General features: G+C 67.5%; 19 protein-coding genes and 1 riboswitch. Of the genes, 11 read left to right on the top strand and 8 right to left on the bottom strand.

Annotation, left to right across the window (positions count from 1 at the left end; genetic code table 11):
- Positions 1 to 89: 89 nt before the first annotated feature.
- A riboswitch (cobalamin riboswitch) is annotated at positions 90 to 269 on the bottom strand.
- Between the two features lie 119 nt (positions 270 to 388).
- The 4 genes from G6N66_RS00450 to G6N66_RS00435 all read right to left on the bottom strand — a co-directional run bounded on the left by G6N66_RS00450 (position 389) and on the right by G6N66_RS00435 (position 5,628).
- Positions 389 to 1,876, bottom strand: coding sequence for a PPE family protein (locus G6N66_RS00450; RefSeq protein WP_085231748.1), 1,488 nt, complete (start codon positions 1,874 to 1,876; stop codon positions 389 to 391).
- Between the two features lie 81 nt (positions 1,877 to 1,957).
- Entirely contained in the window at positions 1,958 to 2,854 is an 897-nt protein-coding gene (locus tag G6N66_RS00445) for a class I SAM-dependent methyltransferase (protein ID WP_085231749.1), read from the bottom strand.
- A gap of 66 nt (positions 2,855 to 2,920) precedes the next feature.
- Complete coding sequence (locus G6N66_RS00440; RefSeq protein ID WP_085231750.1) at positions 2,921 to 4,639, bottom strand: PPE family protein; 1,719 nt, start codon at positions 4,637 to 4,639, stop codon at positions 2,921 to 2,923.
- 86 nt (positions 4,640 to 4,725) lie between these two features.
- Complete coding sequence (locus G6N66_RS00435) at positions 4,726 to 5,628, bottom strand: oxygenase MpaB family protein (protein ID WP_085231751.1); 903 nt, start codon at positions 5,626 to 5,628, stop codon at positions 4,726 to 4,728.
- An 86-nt stretch (positions 5,629 to 5,714) separates the two neighbouring features.
- On the opposite strand from G6N66_RS00435, the gene G6N66_RS00430 reads away from it, so the two are divergent.
- The gene (locus G6N66_RS00430) at positions 5,715 to 6,431 is read left to right on the top strand and encodes a TetR/AcrR family transcriptional regulator (protein ID WP_085231752.1); all 717 of its coding nucleotides are present in this window, start codon (positions 5,715 to 5,717) and stop codon (positions 6,429 to 6,431) included.
- On the opposite strand, the gene G6N66_RS00425 is transcribed toward G6N66_RS00430, so the two are convergent.
- Positions 6,364 to 6,912, bottom strand: coding sequence for a hypothetical protein (locus G6N66_RS00425; RefSeq protein ID WP_085231753.1), 549 nt, complete (start codon positions 6,910 to 6,912; stop codon positions 6,364 to 6,366). The two genes, G6N66_RS00430 and G6N66_RS00425, sit on opposite strands and share 68 nt — an antisense overlap.
- On the bottom strand, positions 6,913 to 7,494 hold the full coding sequence (locus G6N66_RS00420; protein ID WP_085231754.1) for a VOC family protein: 582 nt from the start codon (positions 7,492 to 7,494) through the stop codon (positions 6,913 to 6,915). It lies immediately after the preceding gene.
- Positions 7,495 to 7,715: 221 nt separating this feature from the next.
- Between G6N66_RS00420 and G6N66_RS00415 the strand changes: the two genes are divergently transcribed.
- From G6N66_RS00415 to G6N66_RS00405, 3 genes are all read left to right on the top strand, one after another.
- The gene (locus G6N66_RS00415; RefSeq protein WP_085231755.1) at positions 7,716 to 8,849 is read left to right on the top strand and encodes an alpha/beta fold hydrolase domain-containing protein; all 1,134 of its coding nucleotides are present in this window, start codon (positions 7,716 to 7,718) and stop codon (positions 8,847 to 8,849) included.
- Between the two features lie 85 nt (positions 8,850 to 8,934).
- Entirely contained in the window at positions 8,935 to 9,258 is a 324-nt protein-coding gene (locus G6N66_RS00410; protein WP_085231756.1) for a hypothetical protein, read from the top strand.
- Between the two features lie 117 nt (positions 9,259 to 9,375).
- The gene (locus G6N66_RS00405) at positions 9,376 to 11,583 is read left to right on the top strand and encodes an acyl-CoA dehydrogenase (RefSeq protein WP_085231757.1); all 2,208 of its coding nucleotides are present in this window, start codon (positions 9,376 to 9,378) and stop codon (positions 11,581 to 11,583) included.
- 77 nt (positions 11,584 to 11,660) lie between these two features.
- Here G6N66_RS00405 and G6N66_RS00400 read toward each other — a convergent pair whose 3' ends face one another.
- Positions 11,661 to 12,053 (bottom strand): hypothetical protein, encoded by a 393-nt coding sequence (locus G6N66_RS00400; RefSeq protein ID WP_085231758.1) that lies wholly within the window; start codon positions 12,051 to 12,053, stop codon positions 11,661 to 11,663.
- A gap of 472 nt (positions 12,054 to 12,525) precedes the next feature.
- Between G6N66_RS00400 and G6N66_RS30210 the strand changes: the two genes are divergently transcribed.
- Complete coding sequence (locus G6N66_RS30210; RefSeq protein ID WP_085231759.1) at positions 12,526 to 12,855, top strand: ATPase; 330 nt, start codon at positions 12,526 to 12,528, stop codon at positions 12,853 to 12,855.
- Positions 12,856 to 12,873: 18 nt separating this feature from the next.
- Here the strand turns inward: G6N66_RS30210 and fadD2 are convergent, their stop codons facing one another.
- The gene (gene fadD2 / locus G6N66_RS00390) at positions 12,874 to 14,550 is read right to left on the bottom strand and encodes a long-chain-fatty-acid--CoA ligase FadD2 (RefSeq protein WP_085231760.1); all 1,677 of its coding nucleotides are present in this window, start codon (positions 14,548 to 14,550) and stop codon (positions 12,874 to 12,876) included.
- Between the two features lie 58 nt (positions 14,551 to 14,608).
- Here fadD2 and G6N66_RS00385 point away from each other — a divergent pair, with 58 nt between their 5' ends.
- From G6N66_RS00385 to G6N66_RS00360, 6 genes are all read left to right on the top strand, one after another.
- Positions 14,609 to 15,883 carry a DNA polymerase domain-containing protein gene (locus G6N66_RS00385; RefSeq protein WP_085231761.1) on the top strand — a complete coding sequence of 425 codons (1,275 nt, stop codon included), beginning with the start codon at positions 14,609 to 14,611 and terminating at the stop codon, positions 15,881 to 15,883.
- 121 nt (positions 15,884 to 16,004) lie between these two features.
- Complete coding sequence (locus tag G6N66_RS00380; protein ID WP_139825092.1) at positions 16,005 to 16,979, top strand: ABC transporter substrate-binding protein; 975 nt, start codon at positions 16,005 to 16,007, stop codon at positions 16,977 to 16,979.
- 102 nt (positions 16,980 to 17,081) lie between these two features.
- The gene (locus G6N66_RS00375) at positions 17,082 to 17,750 is read left to right on the top strand and encodes a 5-oxoprolinase subunit B family protein (RefSeq protein ID WP_085231763.1); all 669 of its coding nucleotides are present in this window, start codon (positions 17,082 to 17,084) and stop codon (positions 17,748 to 17,750) included.
- A gap of 19 nt (positions 17,751 to 17,769) precedes the next feature.
- Positions 17,770 to 18,678 carry a 5-oxoprolinase/urea amidolyase family protein gene (locus G6N66_RS00370; protein ID WP_085231764.1) on the top strand — a complete coding sequence of 303 codons (909 nt, stop codon included), beginning with the start codon at positions 17,770 to 17,772 and terminating at the stop codon, positions 18,676 to 18,678.
- A gap of 9 nt (positions 18,679 to 18,687) precedes the next feature.
- Positions 18,688 to 19,233 (top strand): GNAT family N-acetyltransferase, encoded by a 546-nt coding sequence (locus tag G6N66_RS00365; protein ID WP_085231765.1) that lies wholly within the window; start codon positions 18,688 to 18,690, stop codon positions 19,231 to 19,233.
- Positions 19,234 to 19,382: 149 nt separating this feature from the next.
- Complete coding sequence (locus G6N66_RS00360) at positions 19,383 to 20,789, top strand: nitrate/nitrite transporter (RefSeq protein ID WP_085231780.1); 1,407 nt, start codon at positions 19,383 to 19,385, stop codon at positions 20,787 to 20,789.
- Positions 20,790 to 20,867 lie beyond the last annotated feature (78 nt).

Raw genomic sequence — 20,867 nt, 5'->3', positions numbered from 1 at the left:
GGACGTTCGGGGCGATCGCGGCGGCCGGGAAGCCGCAAAAGGCGTGCAGCCTCATGGGATTCAGCTTTCTCGGGGTGCACCGCCCCGGGGTAGCAGGACGCGATGACGCGAGTCTCCTGGCTCTCGGATCGTCGCTCGCCTCGCCTTCCAACCAATGGCCGTGGCGTGTGAGGGTCGCTCCCCGATGACAGTGGCGGGACCGCGCCGGATTCGCACCGGCTTCCTGCGTCGTCATCGCCTTACGGGCAACAGTGTCGCACGTTCGGACGAACGGCGGAACGCAGTTCATCAATTCGCCGCACTCCTTCCGGCCGCGGTGACCAAGGCGAACTCCGCAAAGCAGCCCAAGCTTACTGAACATGATTTTCATTAGCAAAGTCGGAGCGGGTCAGCGTTCCCAGGTGCCGGGAACCATCGGCACCGAGGGTCCGCCACCGAAGTCGTCGCCGGTCAATGTGGTCAAGCCCGCCGCCTCGACGGCCGCAGACCCGCGCGCGGTTCCCGCGAAGCCCATGGGTCCCGCACCCAGGCCCGAGGCCGCCGCCACCCCGACCAACTCCCGTTCCTCCCAGTCGGGCTCCACCTGGACATCCATGTCCATGAACTCATCGCTGTGGTCGCGCAGCTTTGCCCGGCGGCGGCGCCGCGCGCGCTCCTGCTCCCCCGTGGCCGCCGCGGCCGCCGGGGCGGCATCGGGCTCGGGCGCCTTCTTTTTGGCGCCTGAGCCAGCGCTGGTGCTCATGGGCGAGCCCAGGCCCGCGCCGGGGGGGCCTATTACATAGGGGAAGGCGGGTCCTGCGGGTCCCGAGGCCGGCGGAGCCGGGGACCCGGCGGTGGCGGCGGCTGCCGGCGCGGACGCCACCGACGAAGCCGGGGCCGAGGCTGGCGTCGTCGGTCCCGGAGCCGAAGCCGTGCTCATCCCCGGTGCGCTGCTCGCGGTCACCGGCAGGGTCGGCGCGGCCGGCGTCGGGACGTCCGCCGGCGGTGCCTCGCCAGGCTGGATACCGACCAGGCCGACGAGCCCGGCGGCACCGCCAAAACCGACGTTGGCGAACGGCAGCAGCGCGAGCGCGTCGAATTGCAGCGGGAACGCCTGGTAGGCCTCGACCGCGTGGCCCGCTTCGTCGGCGATAAGCGCCGGGATGTCGGACTGCAACTGTGATATCGCCGCGGCTGGATTCTCGGGGAATTCCTCGAGATCCCTGGAAATGGTTTGGGTGATCTGGGTGACCCGATTGACCCACCAGGACAACTCGTGCGGGTTGCCGCCGTCGTTGTCGATGATGCCCCCGTCATCATCATCGTCACCGTGGTCGTGGTCGTGGTCGGCGTGGTCGGCGTGCATGATCTGCGGTGCCGAATCGGTTCGCGGCGCCGAGGCCACCGCCGTCCCGGCGACCGTCTGATAGGTCGCCATGGTCGTGGCCGCCTGGATCCACATCCGCACGTAGTCGGCCTCATTGAGCGCGATCGGAATGGTGTTGATCCCAAAGAAATTGGTCGCCACCAGGACCCCGTGGATCACGTGGTTGGCGGCGAGCTCCACCAAGTTCGGCATGGCGGCCAACGCCGCCGTGTACGCGGTGGCGACCGTCTCATGTTGAACCGCCACCGACGCGCTGTTGGCGGCGGCGCGCGTCAGCCACGCCAAGTAAGGCGCGTGGGCCGTCACGTAGGCCTCGGCGCTCGGCCCCTGCCATGCTCCGCCCTGCGCCGACGCCAAGATCGCGGAGAGCTCCTCGGCGGTCTCGGCGTACACGGTGCTCAGCGAGTCCCACGAGCCCGCGGCGGCCAGCAGGCTGCCCGGACCGGGACCGCTGCTCAACAGACTGGAGTGGATCTCCGGCGCCAACGCCATCCACACCGGGGCCGTCATCGCAGAAACTCCTTAGCTGTCCACTCGATCTCAGCTAGTAGTCGGAGCTCAGCTCAAAAAGTTCCCGCGTATAGCGGACGGTCATTCCTTGACGGCACTGACCAGGGTGTTACGCGCGACCGCCGTCGCGAATTGGGACTCCGGCCCGGGGACCGGACGGCCGACTTCGCGCAGATACTCGGCCAGCGGAGTGCCGACCGCGGTCCAACCCCGGTCGCCGAACCATTCGGTGGCCGGCGCATGCTGCTCGTTGTAGACCAACTGGAAGAACTGGCGCTGGCCCGGCGTGGAGCGTTCCTCTTCGAGCCTGGCTTCGTATTCGTCCTGCGCGAGTGGCGCGCCGTCCTCGACGGCGACGTGGCTGCCCGGGCAGGCCAACGAGTCGATGCCGAGGAACAGCTGCTCCTCGGCGGCCGCGGGCAGATAGATCAGCAGGCCTTCGGCAATCCATGCCGACGGCTTGGAGCGGTCAAAGCCGTTGTCCCGCAAGGCCTGTGGCCAGTCCTCCCGCAGATCCACGGCAACTTCGCGACGTTCGGCGCGCGGCCGGGCGCCCCGGTTCGCCAGCACCTCACGCTTGAAGTCGAGGACCTGCGGGCGGTCCAACTCGAAGACCGTCGTCCCGTCCGGCCAGGGCAGCCGGTAGGCGCGCGAGTCCAGCCCCGCCGCCAGAATGACCACCTGCCGCACGCCGGCGTCGGCGGCGCGACGGAAATACTCGTCGAAATACTTGGTGCGTGCGCCCTGGAAGTTGACGAAGTGCCGGCCGAAGTCGTCGGTCTTGAGCTCGTGGTCGGGGATCTTGCCGTCGAGCACGTCGGCGGCACGACCGCCCACGGCGCGGCAGAACAACTCCGCATACGGGTCGACGGCCAGTGGGTCGGGCTTCTCCGCCTCCAGCGCCCGCGCGGTCGCTACGAACAGCGCGGTCGCGCCGACACTCGTTGTGATGTCCCAGGTATCGCCTTCACTGCGCACCCAACCGACCGTACGCCGGTGAATGTGGGGCCCCGAAAGCCCGGCTGCTCCGTCGACGCGGCGCCATCACCCATCCGTTGTGTGCCAGGAGGCCGGCACCATCGGGACCCTCGGTCCGCCCCCGAATTCGTCGCCGACCAGTGTGGTCAGACCCGCCGCCGCACCCACCGCCGCCCGGCCGGCCGTGCCGGCGAACCCCAGGCGTCCGGCACCGGAGTCCGAGACCGCCGCGGTCCAGTCCGGGTCGAGCTCCACGTTCATGTCCATGAACTCGTCGCTATGGTCCTGGTGCTGCGCGCGCCGGCGCCGTCGCGCCCGCGCCGCCTGGCGTGCGGCCGAGGCGGCCGCCAGCTCCGCCCCGTCGGGCTCGGACCCATTCTTCTTGGCGGCGGAGCCGGCGCTGGTTTTCATCCCCGAGCCGAATCCGATGCCCGGAGGCCCCAACAGGTACGGCGGGAACGTAATCGGCCCGGCCGCGGCCGCGGGCGGCGGTGGCGCCGGCGCACCCGCGGGCGCGGGAGGGCCGGATGGTGTGGGCGGCGGCGCCTGCGCGGTCACCGAAGCCGTCGCCGGCGCGGCGACGGCCGGTACGGCCGCGGCGACAGGCACCAAGGCGGGTGCGACACCAACCGGTGCCAGCGCCGGCGGGGCCGCTGCCGGCGGGACGGCGGGCAGGCCGGCCAGCGCCCCCAGGCCACCGGCCGCAGCGGGGGCGGCCGCGGGCACCGCCGCGAGCGCGAAGGCCGGGTTCTCGACCACATACTGCGCGACTTCCAGGATGTGCGTGGGGAAGTCGAACAGTTGCCAGCTGATGAACCACTGGACGGCCTCCACCGGATTCGTCCGCAACAGCACCCCGAAGTTTTGAAAATCCTCGATGAGTTCCAGGCTTCGAGCGACCCAGAATGACGCCTGACCGGGGTTCGCGTACTCGTCGTATTCCAGGCCGTTGATGGTGCCCTGCGCCGGATTCCAATTGATGCCGAAGCGCTGCAGCTGGGCCGCCAGAAACTGATCGAAGGCATTGTTGACGGTCGGATCGTGGGCGAGCTGGCTGTTCCCAATCCCGAACCGTTCCAAGGCATTTACCAACCCCTGCGGCAGCCCATAGGGGTTGTCGCTGTTGATGTGGGCTTGCAGGATCTGCTCAAGCTGCTGCTGAAGCCCGAGCGGATTTTTCAGGAACTGTTCGACGTTCTGCACGATCCCCTGCAGCGGGTCCGAGTTGGCGGCGGGCTGGCCGTCCGATTTCAGGATTCGCGGCGCCGGGGGGGTCTGCGGGCTGGCCGCCAGCGCCGCACCGGACGCCGCCTCGTAGCTGCCCATCGTGGTGGCGGCCTGCACCCACATCCGCACGTAGTCGGCCTCGTTGAGCGCAATGGGAATGGTGTTGAGCCCAAAGAAGTTGGTGGCCACCAATACTCCGTGGATGGCGTGGTTGGCCGCGAGTTCGGCGAGGGTCGGCATGGCCGCCAACGCCGCCGTGTAGGCGGCGGCCGTGGTCTCATGGTTGGCGGCCATCGCCGCGCTGTTGGCGCTGGCTTCGGTCAGCCATGCCAGATAGGGGGCGTGCGCGGCGACGTACGACTCGACGCTGGGCCCTTGCCACGCGCCGGCCTGCACGGTGGCCAACAGCGCGGCGAGTTCGTCTGCCGCCTCGGCGTATTCGGTGCTCAGCAAGCCCCACCCGGCGGCCGCCGCGAGCAACGAGGCCGGCCCCGGACCGCTACTGAGCAGCGCCGAGTGCACCTCTGGTGGGGATGCCATCCAGATCGGCGCGGTCATGGGGGCTCCTCGGGCTGGGAGGGCGAACCCGAGTGAGCTTAATGAATATGATTGTCGTTATCAACTTGGCCGTTGCGGCCCACGCACTAGACCAGGGGGCGACCCGTCCTGATCCGGCGTTCTAAATCCCAGAGCATCAGGTTGAACGGGAACTGCCGCAGTACCCGCGGCAGCATGCCGTTCACCGTGGCCACCACCGCCATCAACCGGTCGAACCGCCGCTGTTTGGCGGCATCCCAGGGCAGTCGCATCTCGTCGCGGAAGCGTTGCGGCAGGAAGCCGGTGGTGATCAGCAGGTTGAAGCTTTCCGACCGTCGGCGCAGTGCGGCGGGCAGCCATACTCCGCGAATCCGCGACACCGCGATCGGATACAGGTACTCGCGGATGGTGTCGTCGATGTGCACCTTCTCCAGCGATTCCTGCCAGTACTTGTCGAAGGCGGCGCGGTCGGCGGGCCACATCTCGGGCGGCACCTGCAAGGTAGTGCCGATCGACATGCCCTCGCGGTAAAGCCGATCCGCGTCCTCCTCGGGGATCTCACCAATGAAGGTGCGGTACACGTCGACGCCGCCTTTGTAGATGCAGGCCGCCACCCACAGCTGCAACTCCGGGTCAAATGCGTTGTAGGACACCGGGCTGTCGGGCGTGGAGTAGACCTGCGCGTGCGCACGGTTCACCGCGCGGCGGAAGGCCTCCTTCTGGGCATCGGTTCCGGCGTTGGCCACCGCGACGTAGGTAAAGGTGGTGCGCGCCCGCTTGATCGGATGTCGGTCGATTCGACCGCTCTCGACACGGCTCTCGGCCACTCCATAGCCAACGCCCGGACGCGCCAACTCCATGATCACGTTGGCCGCACCGGCCAGCAGCGCGACCCCCATCAGGCCGGGGTCACCGGCGATCCGCCGTCGGGTCGATTGCGGACGGGGCGGGTCGGATATCGGCCGCTCGACATGCGGAATGGGACGGTGAATCGCCTCGTGAATCGCCATCCGAAAGGACCTCCCCGGGAGCATCGTGGTCGAATGTGAGAACGCCTGTTTCCTGATTTTGGGCGGCATTCGACCGAGATGTCAAGATGGTGGGCATGGCGGAGACCGTGAGTGCGCGGCCATACCGGGGCGTTCAGGCCGGCGAGCGACTGGCCGAACGTCGCAGCCGGCTCCTAGCGGCCGGCCTCGACCTGCTGGGATCCGATCGTCAGGACATCTCCGAGCTGACCGTCCGGGGGGTTTGTCGCCGGGCCGGCCTCGCGTCCCGCTACTTCTACGAAAGCTTCTCCGACAAAGACGAATTCATCGGCGCCGTCTTCGATTGGGTGGTCGCCGAGCTGGCCGCCACCACGCAGGCCGCGGTCGCGGCGGTCCCGCCCCAGGAGCAAACCCGGGCGGGGATGGCCAACATCGTGGGCACCATGGCCAATGACGCCCGGGTCGGACGCCTGCTGTTCAGCACCCGGCTGGCCAACTCCGTGCTCGCGCACAAGCGCGCCCAACTCGGCGCATTGTTCGCCATGCTGTCCGGCCGGCATGCCATCGACGCACTGCGCGCGCCGGCGAGCGCCAGCGTCAAGGCGGCGGCTCACTTCGCGGTGGGAGGCGTAGGTCAGGCGCTCAGCGCTTGGCTGGCCGGCAACATTGCGCTCTCGCCCGACCAGCTCGTCGACCAGCTGACCGCGCTGCTCGAGTCCCTTACCGACCCGGCGCTTTACCGCGTCACCGAAACGGTCACGGGAACAACGGCAGCTGCCACAGTTGCGTCTGCGAATCCATCCGCCGCAAACGCATCATCGTAAGTCGCACGATGCGCAGCGCACCGGTGATCATGAAGATCGCCAGCGGCAACTCGATAAGGCACCCCGTGGTCAGCGACAGCCAGAGGTCCTTGGGGCCCGCGGTCATCAGGTCGAACCACGCATCGCAGATCAACAACACCCCGGAGGTGAACGCCGCCAGCATCAGCAGCTGGCGGCGCCGATAGCCCAGCCACGCCGTCGCGAGCATGAACGCGACCAGCAGGAGATCGAAGCCGATCCAGGTGACGGTCCAATTGTGGGCGATGTAGCGGTCGGGCAGCGTCACGTAAAGATAACCCAGCCAGGGAATCATTGCGATCGAGCCCACGATCATCACGGTTATCCGGATACGACGCATCCGCCCGAGGTACTCCGGGTCGATCAGGTGGTTCAGCGGCTTCTCCAGCCGGGAAATCAGCTCGGCACGCTCGTCGGGCGTCAGCGCCGCGATCTGCTGGTCGGTCAAAATGCCGTCGGTCATTTAACGTACGGCTTGCACCGAAGGCCGGCGGTCGGCCGCGGTCTTGGGCTCGGCCCGATTGTCACTTTCGGTGAATTCCTTTACCCAGCAAGCGAATTCCAAGGTGATGCCGTCGGGGTCGTGGAAGTAGAACGACCGCACATAGACCCCCGGATGCACCGTCGCGGACACTTGCCTTTCGCTCTCGTCGTGGTTGAGGACCGGGCCGACCCGCACACCCTTGTCCTTGAGTCGCTGCCGGTAGGCGTCGAACTTCTCGGCCGGGACATGAAACGCCAAATGGTTCATGGTGCTGACCGCGCTGGTGATGTCACCGATGCCCGGGATGGCGCCCGGCGACGAGATACCCGGCACTCGATCGGGTGCGTCGGCGAACCAGAAGAACGCGACACAGTCGCCGTTTCCGGCGTCGAAGAAGAAGTGCTGTCCCTGACCGCCCGGCAGATCGAGCGATTTGATCAGCGGCATTCCGAGGATGTTGCTGTAAAAGTCCACCGTGCGCGCCATGTCCGAACACACCAGGGCGACATGGTTGATCCCGCCGAGTTCGAACTCGCTGTTGATGTTGTGTGGCTTAATCATCGTGCGGCTCCCATCGGTATCCGGGGTTACCGGCCCTGCTCAACAATAGTTCTGAATCGAAGCTCAGATCCGCATAGTTCATCTAGCATCTGATCCACATAGGCGAAAGAGGCGCGACAGTGGAGGTATGTCAGGTGTCCACCGCCTCAGTGCCAGAGCGCCGTCCTCTGGAAATTCGGGTCTCCCACCGCTACCGCGCGATCCACGGCGAGGAGGCGTGAATGACTCGCCAGGGCGGCTCGCCAGGGGTTATCCAGGAGTTCGTCGGGTTGCCGTCGCGCACCGCTGCGCGGGCCGGGGCGGGAGGCCATCCCTGCCAGGGGCTGTACCACCGCGGCGTGGGGCGCAAGCCCAAGGTCGCGATGATCGCCACGCACTACCAAATCGACTTCTCCGAGCACTATCTCGCCGACTACATGGCCACCCGCGGCGTCGGGTTTCTGGGCTGGAACACCCGCTACCGTGGATTCGAGAGCAGCTTTGCGCTGGACCACGCATTGGTCGACATCGGCGTCGGGGTGCGCTGGCTGCGTGAAGTTCAGGGCGTGGAAACCGTTGTCCTACTAGGCAATTCGGGCGGCGGCTCCTTAATGGCGGCATACCAGTCTCAGGCGGTCGACCCGAATGTCACTCCCCTGGACGATATGCGGCCCGCGGCCGGATTGACGGAGTTGGTCGCCGCCGACGGTTACATTGCGTCCGCCGCCCATCCCGGCCGCCCGGACGTGCTGACCGCCTGGATGGACGCCGCCGTCGTCGACGAAAACGACCCAGTGGCAACCGATCCCGACCTCGACCTGTTCAACGAGCGCAACGGCCCGCCGTACTCGCAAGAGTTTCTCAACCGCTACCGGTCGGCGCAGATCGCGCGCAACCACGCCATCACCGATTGGGCCGAGGCCGAGCTCAAACGTGTTCGCGCCGCTGGCTTTTCCGACCGGCCATTCAGCGTGATGCGAACCTGGGCCGACCCGCGCATGGTCGATCCCAGCATTGAGCCCACCAAACGTCAGCCCAACCTCTGCTACATGGGACTGCCGGCCAAGGCGAACCGATCCGCCAACGGCATCGCCGCGGCCTGCACGCTGCGCAACTGGCTGAGCATGTGGAGCCTTCGGGTGGCGCAAACCCGGGCGGAGCCGCACCTGGCCCGCATCACCTGCCCGGCCCTGGTGATCAACGCCCTGGCCGACACCGGGGTCTTTCCCTCCGACGCCAAGCGCATCTACGACGCGCTCGCCAGCACCGACAAGTCGCAGGCCTCGATCAACACCGACCACTACTTCACCACCCCCGGGGCACGCAGCGAACAGGCGGACATCATCACCACGTGGATCCACAAAAGGTGGCGCTGACGTGCTGGCCCACAAAAGCCCCGGTGACAAGGTGCTGCGTCGATCCGAATCGGCATCTCTTTGCTTGCGCCCCAAGAGATCTGCGATGCGAAATCTGGCGGGCAGGTTGGCGGCGGTCGTCACGCTGGCAACGACGGCGATGGCGGTGACGACGGCCATGCCGGCGGTGAGCTCGGCGCAGTGCGATCCCGGGCAGTACTGGGAGCCGTTCAGCAAGACCTGCCTCCCCCTGGGCGTCGGACCGCGGCCGCTGCCCTGCGACCCCGGGCAGTGGTGGGACCCGAGCGGCAACATCTGCCGGCCCTTGGGCGTCGGACCGCGGCCGCTGCCCTGCGATCCCGGGCAGTGGTGGGACCCGACGACCAATGTCTGCCGGCCCCTGGGTGTCGGGCCGCCGGGACCGCCCTAGCGAACCCTCCCTGACCCCGTCCCGACCCCAGTAGTCAACCAACCGGCTGGTTGTTAGCTTGGAGGGTGCTTAGCCGAGCAGGGTCCCGAAGCAGGGCACAACCATGGAAGGCGACCAGTGCCGATCGCAATAACTCCTGAGCACCAAGACCTGGCCGATTCGGTGCGATCCCTGGTGGCGCGGGTAGCGCCGTCCGAGGTGCTGCACCAGGCGATGGAAACCCCGGTCGACAATCCCCCGCCGTACTGGCAGGCCGCGGCCGAGCAGGGCCTGCAGGGTGTGCACTTGGCCGAGTCCGTCGGCGGACAGGGCTTCGGCATCCTGGAGCTGGCCATCGTCCTGGCCGAGTTCGGCTACGGCGCGGTGCCCGGGCCGTTCGTGCCGTCGGCGATCGCCAGCGCGTTGATCGCCGCTCATGACCCCGAGGCCAAGGTGCTCACCGAGCTGGCGTCGGGCGCGGCCATCGCCGCCTACGCGCTGGATTCCGGACTCACCGCAACGCGACACGGCCCCGACGAGAACGTGCTGGTGATCCGCGGGGAGGTCCGCGCGGTGCCCGCGGCCGCGCAGGCATCGGTATTGGTGCTCCCGGTCGCAATCGACAGCGGCGACGAGTGGGTGGTGCTCAGCGCCGACCAGCTCGAGATCGAGCCGGTGAAAAGCCTGGACCCGCTGCGGCCCATCGCGCACGTCCGGGCCGAGGCCCTCGAGGTCGGCGACGACGCGCTGTTGAGCAACCTCACCATGACCACCGCGTACGCGCTGATGTCCACGCTGCTGTCCGCCGAGGCGATCGGTGTGGCCCGCTGGGCGACCGATACGGCGTCGCAGTACGCCAAGATCCGGGAACAGTTCGGCAGGCCGATCGGGCAGTTCCAGGCCATCAAGCATAAGTGCGCGGAGATGATCGCCGACACCGAGCGGGCCACCGCCGCAGTGTGGGACGCCGCCCGCGCGATCGACGAAGCCAGCCAAAACGGTTGGGACATAGTGGCTTCGGCGGTCGAGTTCGCCGCCGCGGTGGCCGCGACACTGGCACCGGCGGCCGCACAGCGCTGCACGCAGGACTGCATCCAGGTGCACGGCGGCATCGGCTTCACCTGGGAGCACGACACCGGCGTCTACTACCGCCGGGCGCTGATGCTCGCCGCGTGCTTCGGCCGCCGCTCGGAGTATCCGCAAAAGGTGGTAGACACCGCGACCAGCACCGGGATGCGTGCCGTGGACATCGATCTGGATCCGGACACCGAGAAGCTGCGGGCCGAGATCCGCGCCGAGGTGAGCGCGCTCAAGCAGATGGACCGCGAGGCGCGCAAGGTCGCGATCGCCGAGGCCGGTTGGGTGTTGCCCTATTTGCCGAAGCCGTGGGGCCGCGCCGCCAGTCCGGTCGAGCAGATCATCATCGCGCAGGAGTTCACCAACGGGCGGGTCAAGCGCCCGCAGGTGGGCATCGCTTCGTGGATCATCCCGTCGATCGTCGCTTTTGGTACCGAGGAGCAAAAGCAGCGGTTCCTGCCGCCGACGTTCCGCGGCGAAATGGTTTGGTGCCAGCTGTTTTCCGAGCCCGGCGCCGGGTCGGACCTGGCGGGGCTCTCGACCAAGGCGACGCGGGTGGAAGGCGGCTGGCGCATCAGCGGCCAAAAGATTTGGACCACGGCCGCGCAGTTCTCCCAGTGGGGCGCCCTACTGGCCCGAACCGACCCGTCGGCGCCGAAACACAACGGCATCAGCTACTTCCTGCTGGACATGAAGAGTGAAGGCGTCACCGTCAAGCCGCTGCGCGAGCTCACCGGCGCCGAATTTTTCAACACGGTCTACATCGACGACGTGTTCGTGCCCGACGACTGTGTGCTCGGCGAGGTCAACCGGGGCTGGGAGGTCAGCCGCAACACCCTGACGGCGGAGCGGGTGTCGCTGGGGACCAGCGACAACAATTTCCTGGCGACGCTGCCCGAGTTCGTCGAGTTCGTCCGCGACGGGCAATTCGACCAGGTCGCGCAGCACCGCGCCGGTCAGCTGATCGCCGAGGGCCATGCCGCCAAGGTGCTTAACCTGCGCTCGACGCTGTTGACGCTGGCCGGCGGGGACGCCATGCCGTCGGCCGCGATCTCGAAGCTGTTGTCGATGCGCACCGGGCAGGGTTATGCCGAATTCGCGGTGTCGTCCTTCGGCACCGATGGCGCGATCGGCGACACCGACGAACTGCCGGGCAAGTGGGGTGATTACCTGCTGTCCAGCCGGGCCACCACGATCTACGGCGGCACGTCGGAGGTACAGCTCAACATCATTGCCGAACGACTCCTGGGGTTGCCGCGCGATCCCTAAACAGAGCCCCCAAACGTGGGTTGACCAGCCGGGAGTGCCGGTAAGACCAGCCGGTCAGCGCCCACGCGCTTCGTGGCTCAGTACCACCACCACGCCTGACGGTTGCCGAAGATGCCGCGATGAGCAAAACCGCCATGCCCGCCGCCGTGCCGCCACATCCACGACTCGCGGTTTCCGAAGACGCCGCGGTGGCCAAAGCCGCCGCCGCGGCCGAAGCCGCCGGGACCCCGGCCCCGGCCGCCGCCATGGCCGTGGCCGCCGGGACCCCAACCGCCGCCGGGGCGCGCGGGAATGATGCTCGGGCCGCCCGGGCCGCCGTGCGGTCCGAATGTCGCGAAGCTGGTGCCCGGGTTGGGTGCGGGCGCGGCCTGCGCGGTCGCGTCGCCGCCAAAGAACATGGCTCCGGCCACCGCGGCGGCACCGACGGCGCCGGTGGCTGCCTTGCGGATCGATCGCTGTGAAATCAACATGAGGGGCTCCTTACGCTCAAGACCTTTGTGCCGATGCTTTTGACAATACCCAATAAATGGATAGGCAAACAATATCTTTTGCCGTTTTAGTGGCGCAGATGCGCAAATTTGCGGTGGTATCGGTCTCGCATTTCTCACATTTATGCGTTGGCGTAATTCCTGAATTCAGTATTTACGTATTCGCGTATTCTTCCAGATAATCAGTCATCTACTGACCTACTGAGATGTGAATAGACATGCTTCAGTGGATCAGTATTTCCGTTGTCGCATCCGCTGAACCAAACCAGCCGCGTTAGTTAAGTTATTAAGCAATTACAGCAAATATTCACATGCCATTCATCTTGTCTATGGTTCTGGGCTCGCCGACACGCCGCGCCTGACGGCGTGCGCTGCGAGCTCTCGCGCGCGCGCCTAAGCTGAAGTACTGATTTACTGATTTGGCCCCGGAAGGCCGGCAAGGAGCGCCACCGCGGTGATAACCAACCCAGTCGGCGACGGGGCGCCCACCGAGCGCCTCAACAAGAACCCGCCGCAGCTGCCCGCCCGGCGTAGCTTCAGGCAGCCCGCCCAGGCGTCCGCCGACCGTCGGGCCAGCGACCAGCGCGGTCAACGAACCCGGCGGACCGTCGACCTCCCAGCGAGCACGCACCGCGCCCTGGACATCTGGCAGCGCGAGGCCGCCGACCGTCTGGGTGTGGCCCGGGTGACCGGCCAAGAGGTGCTCACCGCCCTCATCGACCAGCTGCTGGTCGACCCGAAGCTCGCGGCACAGATCATCCGGACCATCGAATCGCGACGCTGATCGCCAAGGACCCGCGAGCTAAATCTCCATCTCGCGCAGCTCGCGCTTGAGGATCTTGCCGGTGGGGTTGCGCGGCAGCTCCTCGAGGAAGATCACCTCGCGTGGCACCTTGTAGCGGGCCAGGTGGTCGCGCACGTAGTGCTTGATCGCATCCTCGTCGACGCTGGCACCGTCCTTCTTGACCACGAACGCGCGCAGCCGGTGGCCCCACTCCTTGTCGTCCACGCCGATCGCGGTGGCCTCCACCACGTCGGGATGCCCGCTGATCAGGTCCTCGACCTCGGCGGGGAACACGTTCTCGCCACCGGAGACGATCATCTCGTCGTCGCGGCCGCTCACGTAGAGCAGCCCGTGTTCGTCGAAGTAACCGACGTCGCCCGACGACATCAGGCCGTCCACGATCTGCTTGTGACCGCCGCCGGTGTAGCCCTCGAACGGGAAGGCGTTGCCGACGAAGATCCGCCCGACGTCGCCCTGCGGCAGCTCGTGGCCGTTGTCGTCGAGGATCTTGACCTTCACACCCTTGACCACCGGGCCGACGGTGGCGGGGTTGAGTTCCAGGTCCTTGGGCCCGGCGATGGTGGCGAAGGCGATCTCGGTCGAGCCGTACATGTTGTAGATGACCGGGCCGAAGTCCTTGAGGGCACGGTTGGCCAGCTCGGCGCCCAATTGGGAGCCCGACACGAAGATGATCTTCAGGCTGGACAGGTCGGGCTTGCGGTCCATCTTTTCGATCGCATCGAGCAGCCGCGACAGCATCACCGGCACCACGACCATGGCGGACGCCTTGTGCTTCTCGATGTCTTCGAGCACCAGCGGCGGCTTTAACTTGCGCCGCAGCACGAGCGTGGACCCGAGGAACAGCGCCAGGGTGCCGTGCAGGTAGCCCAGCGCGTGGAACATCGGCGCCGGCAGCGACGTCACCTCGTTGGCCTTGAACGGAACATGCGACAGGATGCCGCCCACCGGCGCCAGCGTCGGCGGGGTGCTGCGGTTCGCCCCCTTCGGAGTGCCGGTCGTGCCGCTGGTCAGGATGATGATCGACGCATGCTTGGTGGCCTTGGGCGCGGGTGATTTGCTGCTGCGCGCGATCAGATCGGCCAGGGTCTCGTCCTCGCTGCCCGAGGGCTCGTCCGAGTCGGGGTTGGTGCCCAGCGCGCGCAGCTTGCCCAGCTCGGGTTCCGCCTTGCTGACCGCCTTGGTGTATTCATCGTCGTAGATGATCACCTTGGCGCCCTCGCGCTCCGAGACCTCCTTGATCTGCGGGCCGGAGAACTCACTGTTCAGCAGGATGATGCGGGCGCCGGCGCGGGCGGCGCCGTAGTTGGCGATGAGAAACCAGCGGGTGTTGCGGGCCAGGATCGCCACCCCGTCCCCGCCGCGCACACCCCGTTCGATCAGGCCGTTGGCCACCGCGTGGGCGGCCTCGTCGAGCTCGCGGTAGCTGAATTCGCCCTCTTCGTCGATGCACGCCGCGCGGTCGGGATGACGCCTCGCGTTCAGCGACGGCAGCATCCCGAACTCGCCCCACTTATAGATGTCGGTGGCCATCGCGACGACGTTCTGCGGTGGCTCCAGCCGGAAGGCGCCGGCCTCGAAGATCTTGCGCACGTAGTGCAGTTCGGCTGAGCCGCGTTCGAGGTACTGCTGAAGCTTGTTGACAGCCTGGCCCGGCAGTCCGATGAAGTTAGCCATGGCTCCACCATATGTGACCCAGGTCGCACTCCGGGGAAGAAAGTTTTCCCGACCTACCATGAACTCCATGAGCGGCCCGGCGTCCTTGGAAGTGGCCGGACGTCGAGTCACCATCACCCACCCGGACAAGGTGGTCTTCCCCGCGCATGCGGGCTCCGGCCCGTACACCAAGCTCGATCTGGTGCGTTATTACCTGGCCGTCGCCGAGGGCGCGCTGCGTGGCGTCGCCGGTCGGCCGATGATCCTGAAACGTTTCGTCAAGGGCATCGAGCAGGAGGCGGTGTTCCAGAAGCGGGCGCCCGCCAAGCGGCCGGACTGGGTGGACGTCGCCGAGCTGCGCTACGCGTCGGGCACGTCGGCCGCCGAAGCGGTCATCCACGACGCCGCCGGGCTCGCGTGGGCGATCAACCTGGGTTGCGTCGACCTCAATCCGCACCCGGTGCTCGCCGGCGACCTCGACCATCCCGACGAGCTGCGGGTCGACCTGGACCCGATGCCCGGGGTCACCTGGCCACGGATCGTCGACGTCGCGCTGGTGGCCCGCGAAGTGCTCGAGGACTACGGCCTGATCGCCTGGCCCAAGACGTCGGGCTCGCGGGGCTTTCACATCTACGCCCGCATCGCGCCGCGCTGGAAGTTCACCCAGGTCCGGCTGGCCGCCCAGACCGTCGCGCGGGAGGTCGAGCGGCGGATCCCCGACGCGGCGACCAGCCGCTGGTGGAAGGAGGAACGCAAGGGCGTGTTCGTCGACTTCAACCAGAACGCCAAGGACCGCACCGTCGCCTCGGCGTATTCGGTGCGGGCTACCCCCGACGCGCGGGTGTCCACACCGCTGCACTGGGACGAGGTCGCCGACTGCGATCCGGCGGCGTTCACCTTGGCCACCGTGCCGGACCGATTCGCCGACCTGGGTGACCCGTGGGCGGGGATGAACGAGACGGTCGGCGAGCTCGACCGGCTGCTGATCCTCGCCGAAGAACTCGGTCCCGTCGAGAAGGCACCGAAGGGCTCCGGCAAAGGAGCCGACGGGCGACGCGTCTCGTCCAAGCCGCTCATCGAAATCGCCCGCACCAAGACCAAGGACGAGGCGCTGGCCGCCCTGGACACCTGGCGCGAGCGGCACCCCGCCGTCGCCGCGCAGCTGCAGCCGGCCGACGTGTTGGTCGACGGCATGCGCGGACCCAGTTCGATCTGGTATCGGATCCGGATCAACCTGCAGCACGTCGCCGAGGAGCAGCGCCCGCCGCAGGAGGAGTTGCTCGCCGATTACAGCCCGTGGGAGGGGTACCGGGGCGCTCAGCGTCCGGGGGAATCGCCCCGCGCAGGCGACTGAGAAAGCACCTGCGCGCCGGACCTTCGTCGACGCCGGTATGCCGCTGAGCTGAACGAGGCCGCGCACGCGATACTCTCACGCGGTGCGGGTAGGGCGACAAGGCTTTCCGGGGCGACCAGCGCTGAATCGGCGCGCGTTCTTGCAGTTCGCCGGGGCCGCGGGAGCGCTCGCCGCGGGATGTTCGTCGTCCAAACCCGCGCCCGGCGCCGCCCCGGCCGGCGGGGTCACCATCACCCACCTGTTCGGGCAGACCGTCATCAAGGAGCCGCCCAAGCGCGTGGTCAGCGCCGGCTACACCGAGCAGGACGACCTGCTGGCGGTGGGCGTGGTGCCCATCGCGGTGACCAACTGGTGGGGCGATCAGCCCTTCGCGGTGTGGCCGTGGGCCCAGCCCAAGCTCGGCGCGGCGCAGCCGGTGGTGTTGAACCTGGACAACGGGATCCCGGTGGACCAGATCGCCGGCCTCAAACCCGACCTGATCGTGGCGATCAATGCCGGCGTGGACGCCGACACCTACCAGAAGCTCTCGGCGATCGCGCCGACCGTCCCGCAGGGCGACGGCGACGCGTTCTTCGAGCCGTGGAAGGACCAGGCCGCCACGATCGGCCAGGCGGTGTTCCAGGCCGACCAGATGAAGTCACTGATCGACGGCGTCGGGCAGAAGTTCGCGGCCGTCGCGCAAAAGAATCCGGGCTGGCTGGGCAAGAAGGCGCTGCTGATGCAGGGCACCCTCTGGCAGGGCACCGTGGTTGCTACGGTCGCGGGCTGGCGGACCGACTTTCTCAACCAGATGGGGCTGGTCATCGCCGACAGCATCAAGCCGTTCGGTGGCAGCGATCACCGCGCGGTCATCCCGCGCGACCAGATCAGGGCGGTGCTCGATTCCGCCGACGTGGTGATCTGGACGACCGAGAGCCCGGACGACCAGAAGGCCCTGCTCGCCGACCCCGACGTGGCGGCTTCGCAAGCAACGACCCAGAATCGCCACCTCTTCACCACCAAGGAACAGGCGGGCGCGATCGCGTTCTCGTCGGTGCTCAGCTACCCGATGCTCGCCGAGCAATTGCCGCCGCTGATCAGCAAAATCCTGGGCTAAACCTCCGCCGGTGTGAGCGTTTGCTAAGGCACCTCTGGCAGTGCTCGAAAATCCGTGCCCGCCCCCTCGCCGTCGCCACGATCCCGGAGTTACTGTCGAGTAATGAGCGTGACCGACCTCTCCCGCGACCTGTCCACCGACCTCGTCGGCAACATGGTCCTGGACTACGGCGACCAGGCGCTGATGGTCCAATGCGGCAGTACCGCAGAGGTATTGGCGTGGACGGCCGCCCTGCGCGCCGCGGAATGGCCCAGTGTGATCGACATCGTCCCGGCCGCCCGCACCGTGCTCGTGAAGCTCGACGGCGCCAATTGCCAGACCCTCATCCGGCAGCTGCTGCGCAACCTCCGCGTCGACTCGGACCGGTTCGAGGTCGCCCCCGCCGACCGCAGGGCCGACGTGGTGATCGACGTCGTCTACGACGGCCCGGACCTCGCCGAGGTCGCCGAGCGCACCGGGCTGAGCACAGCACAGGTCATCGATGCCCACACCACGACGCTGTGGCGGGTCGGATTCAGTGGATTCGCACCGGGTTTCGCATACCTGGTGGACGGCGACCCGCGGCTGCGGGTGCCGCGCCGGTCCGACCCGCGGACCGCCGTGCCGGCCGGATCGGTCGCCCTCGCCGGCGAATTCAGCGCGATCTACCCCCGCCGATCGCCGGGGGGCTGGCAGCTCATCGGCCACACCGACGCCGTGCTGTGGGACATCGAGCGGCCCGATCCCGCCCTGCTGACGCAAGGCATGTGGGTCCAGTTCCGGGCAGTGTGACGGACCGAAAGAGCACACCGTGATCACGCTGGAAATCCTTGACACGGGACCGCTGGCCGTCGTGCAGGACCTAGGCCGCACCGGCCTGGCCCACCTCGGCGTCGGGCGGTCCGGGGCCGCCGACCGCCGCTCGCACACCTTGGCCAACCGGCTGGTCGCCAATCCCGACGACCGCGCCACCGTCGAGGTGACCTTTGGCGGTTTCTCGGCCCGCGTCCGCGGCGGCGATGTCGACATCGCGGTGACGGGCGCCGACACCAATCCCGCGGTGAACGGAAACGTGTTTGGCACCAACAGTATTCGTCACGTCCGCGACGGCCAGGTGATCTCGCTGGGCGCGCCGCGCGCCGGGCTGCGCAGCTATCTGGCCGTGCGGGGCGGCTTCTGCGTGCAGCCGGTGCTGGGCTCCCGCAGCTACGACATGATGTCGGCGATCGGCCCGGCCCCGCTACAGGCCGGAGACCGGCTTCCGGTCGGCGAGCACACCAACGCCTATCCCGAACTCGACCAGGCCCCCGTCGCGGCGATCTCCGCACAACTGGTCGAACTTCAGGTGCTGCCCGGACCGCGCGACGACTGGTTCGTCGACCCCGACGCGTTGGTGCACACGATTTGGATGGCCTCCGACCGCAGCGACCGGGTCGGAATGCGGCTGGAGGGCCGCCCGCTGCGGCACCGCCATCCCGACCGGCAGCTGCCCAGCGAGGGCACCACCCGCGGCGCGATTCAGGTGCCGCCCAACGGTTTACCGGTCATCCTGGGGCCCGATCACCCGGTCACCGGCGGCTACCCGGTCGTGGGCGTGGTCGTCGACGCCGACATCGACAAGATCGCCCAGGTGCGACCCGGCCAGTATGTGCGGCTGCACTGGGCGCGGCCCCGCGCTCCGTTCAGCGCCGACAGAGCAGACCTGGTCCACGGGGTGTAAACAGAGGGGGTGCACACCCAGGTACACACCGCCCGCCTGGTCCATACCGCCGATCTCGACAGCGATACCCGGACGCGCATGCGCCGGATGGTCACCGAGGCGTTCGCCGGTGGATTCACCGACACCGACTGGGAGCACGCGCTGGGCGGAATGCATGCGCTCATTTGGCGTCGCGGTGCGATCATCGCCCATGCGTCGGTGGTCCAGCGGCGGCTGATTTACCGGGGCACTGCGCTGCGCTGCGGTTACGTGGAGGGTGTCGCGGTGCGGGAGGACTGCCGCGGCCAAGGGCTGGCGTATGCCCTCCTCGATGCCGTCGAGCAGGTGATGCGCGGTGCCTACCAGCTGGGCGCGCTGAGTTCCACGGTCCACGCCAGCGGCCTGTACGCATCGCGGGGCTGGTTGCCCTGGCGCGGCCCGACGTCGGTGCTGGCGCCGACCGGTCCGACCCCCACCCCCGACGACGACGGAACGGTGTTCGTGTTCCCGGTGGGGATCACCTTGGATACGACGGCGGATCTGATGTGCGATTGGCGCGACGGCGATGTTTGGTAGCGTGTGAGCTCCAATTACGTTGAATCGTAAGGCTATTCGGCAGACCTTGGGTCGCCTCACACCGGCGCCGGGCCGGCAGTGATCGGAAATTCATCCCGGGGTCACGGCCCGCAGCGCCGGGGCAATAAAGAATTCATAGCGTGGCGGCCATGACGCACCTGCTCCCGGACTGGGACCCCGAAGACACCGTCGCCTGGGAAGCCGGCAACAAGAAGATCGCCCGCCGCAACCTGATCTGGTCGGTGGTAGCCGAGCACATCGGGTTCTCGATCTGGTCCATCTGGTCGGTGATGGTGCTGTTCATGCCGACCTCGGTGTACGGCTTCTCCGCGGGAGACAAGTTTCTGCTCGGCGCCACCGCGACGCTGGTGGGGGCGTGCCTGCGGTTCCCCTACACGTTCGCCACCGCGCGCTTCGGCGGGCGGAACTGGACCATATTCTCCGCGGTGGTGCTCCTGATCCCCACTGTCGGCACCATGGCGTTGCTGGCCCACCCCGGGCTCCCGTTGTGGCCGTATCTGCTGTGCGCGGCACTGACCGGCCTCGGCGGAGGCAACTTCGCCTCGTCGATGACCAACATCAATGCGTTTTATCCGCAGCGGCTCAAGGGCTGGGCGTTGGCGCTCAACGCCGGCGGCGGCAACCTCGGGGTGCCGATAGTTCAGCTCGTCGGGCTGCTGGTCATCGCGAGCTTCGGCAACCGACAGCCGTACGCGGTGTGTGCGATATACCTGGTGCTGCTGGCGGTGGCGGCGATCGGGGCCGCGCTCTACATGGACAACCTGGAGGACTACCAAATACAGCTGGGCACCATGCGCGCGGTGCTCTCCGAACGGCACACCTGGGTGATCGCGCTGCTCTACATCGGTACCTTCGGTTCATTCATCGGATTCTCGTTCGCTCTTGGACAGGTGCTACAGATGAATTTCCTTGCCAGCGGCCAAAAGACGGCGCAGGCCTCGCTGCACGCCGCTCAGATCGCCTTTTTGGGACCGCTATTGGGCTCGCTGTCGCGGATATACGGCGGTCGGATCGCCGACCGCATCGGTGGTGGCCGCGTCACCCTTGGCGCATTCTGCGCCATGATCCTCGCGGCCGGAATATTGGTCAGCGCAAGCACTTTCGGCTCTCACCACGGCGCCGGACCCGCCCCGGCGGGGGCGATGATCGGGTACGTGGCCGGCTTCATCGCTTTGTTCATCCTGTCCGGCATCGGCAATGGCTCGGTGTACAAGATGATCCCGACGATCTTCGAGGCCCGCAGCCATGCCTTGGAACTCGACGAAGCGGCGCGCCGGCAGTGGTCACGCTCGATGGCCGGCGCCCTGATTGGCCTCACCGGAGCGATCGGTGCGCTCGGCGGCGTCGGCGTCAATCTGGCCCTGCGGCAGTCCTATTTGAGCAACGGCACCGCGACGGCCGCGTTCTGGGCCTTCGCCGTGTTCTACGTCGCGGCCTCGATACTGACCTGGGCGATGTACGTGCGCCGGCCGCTGCGGGCCACCGCCCCCGCGGCGTCCGAGCCCGCCCCGCAAGCGGGCTTGGCGTATGTGTGAATGAGAGCGTGAAGCGTGAAATGTATTCCAGCTCACAAAATCACACTTGTCAGGGATCTACCAGAGAATTGGGATTCA

The organism is Mycobacterium conspicuum (assembly GCF_010730195.1).
GTDB lineage: Bacteria > Actinomycetota > Actinomycetes > Mycobacteriales > Mycobacteriaceae > Mycobacterium > Mycobacterium conspicuum.
The sequence above is the reverse complement of the archived record's forward strand: the minus strand, read 5'-3'. Positions and strand labels throughout refer to the sequence as shown.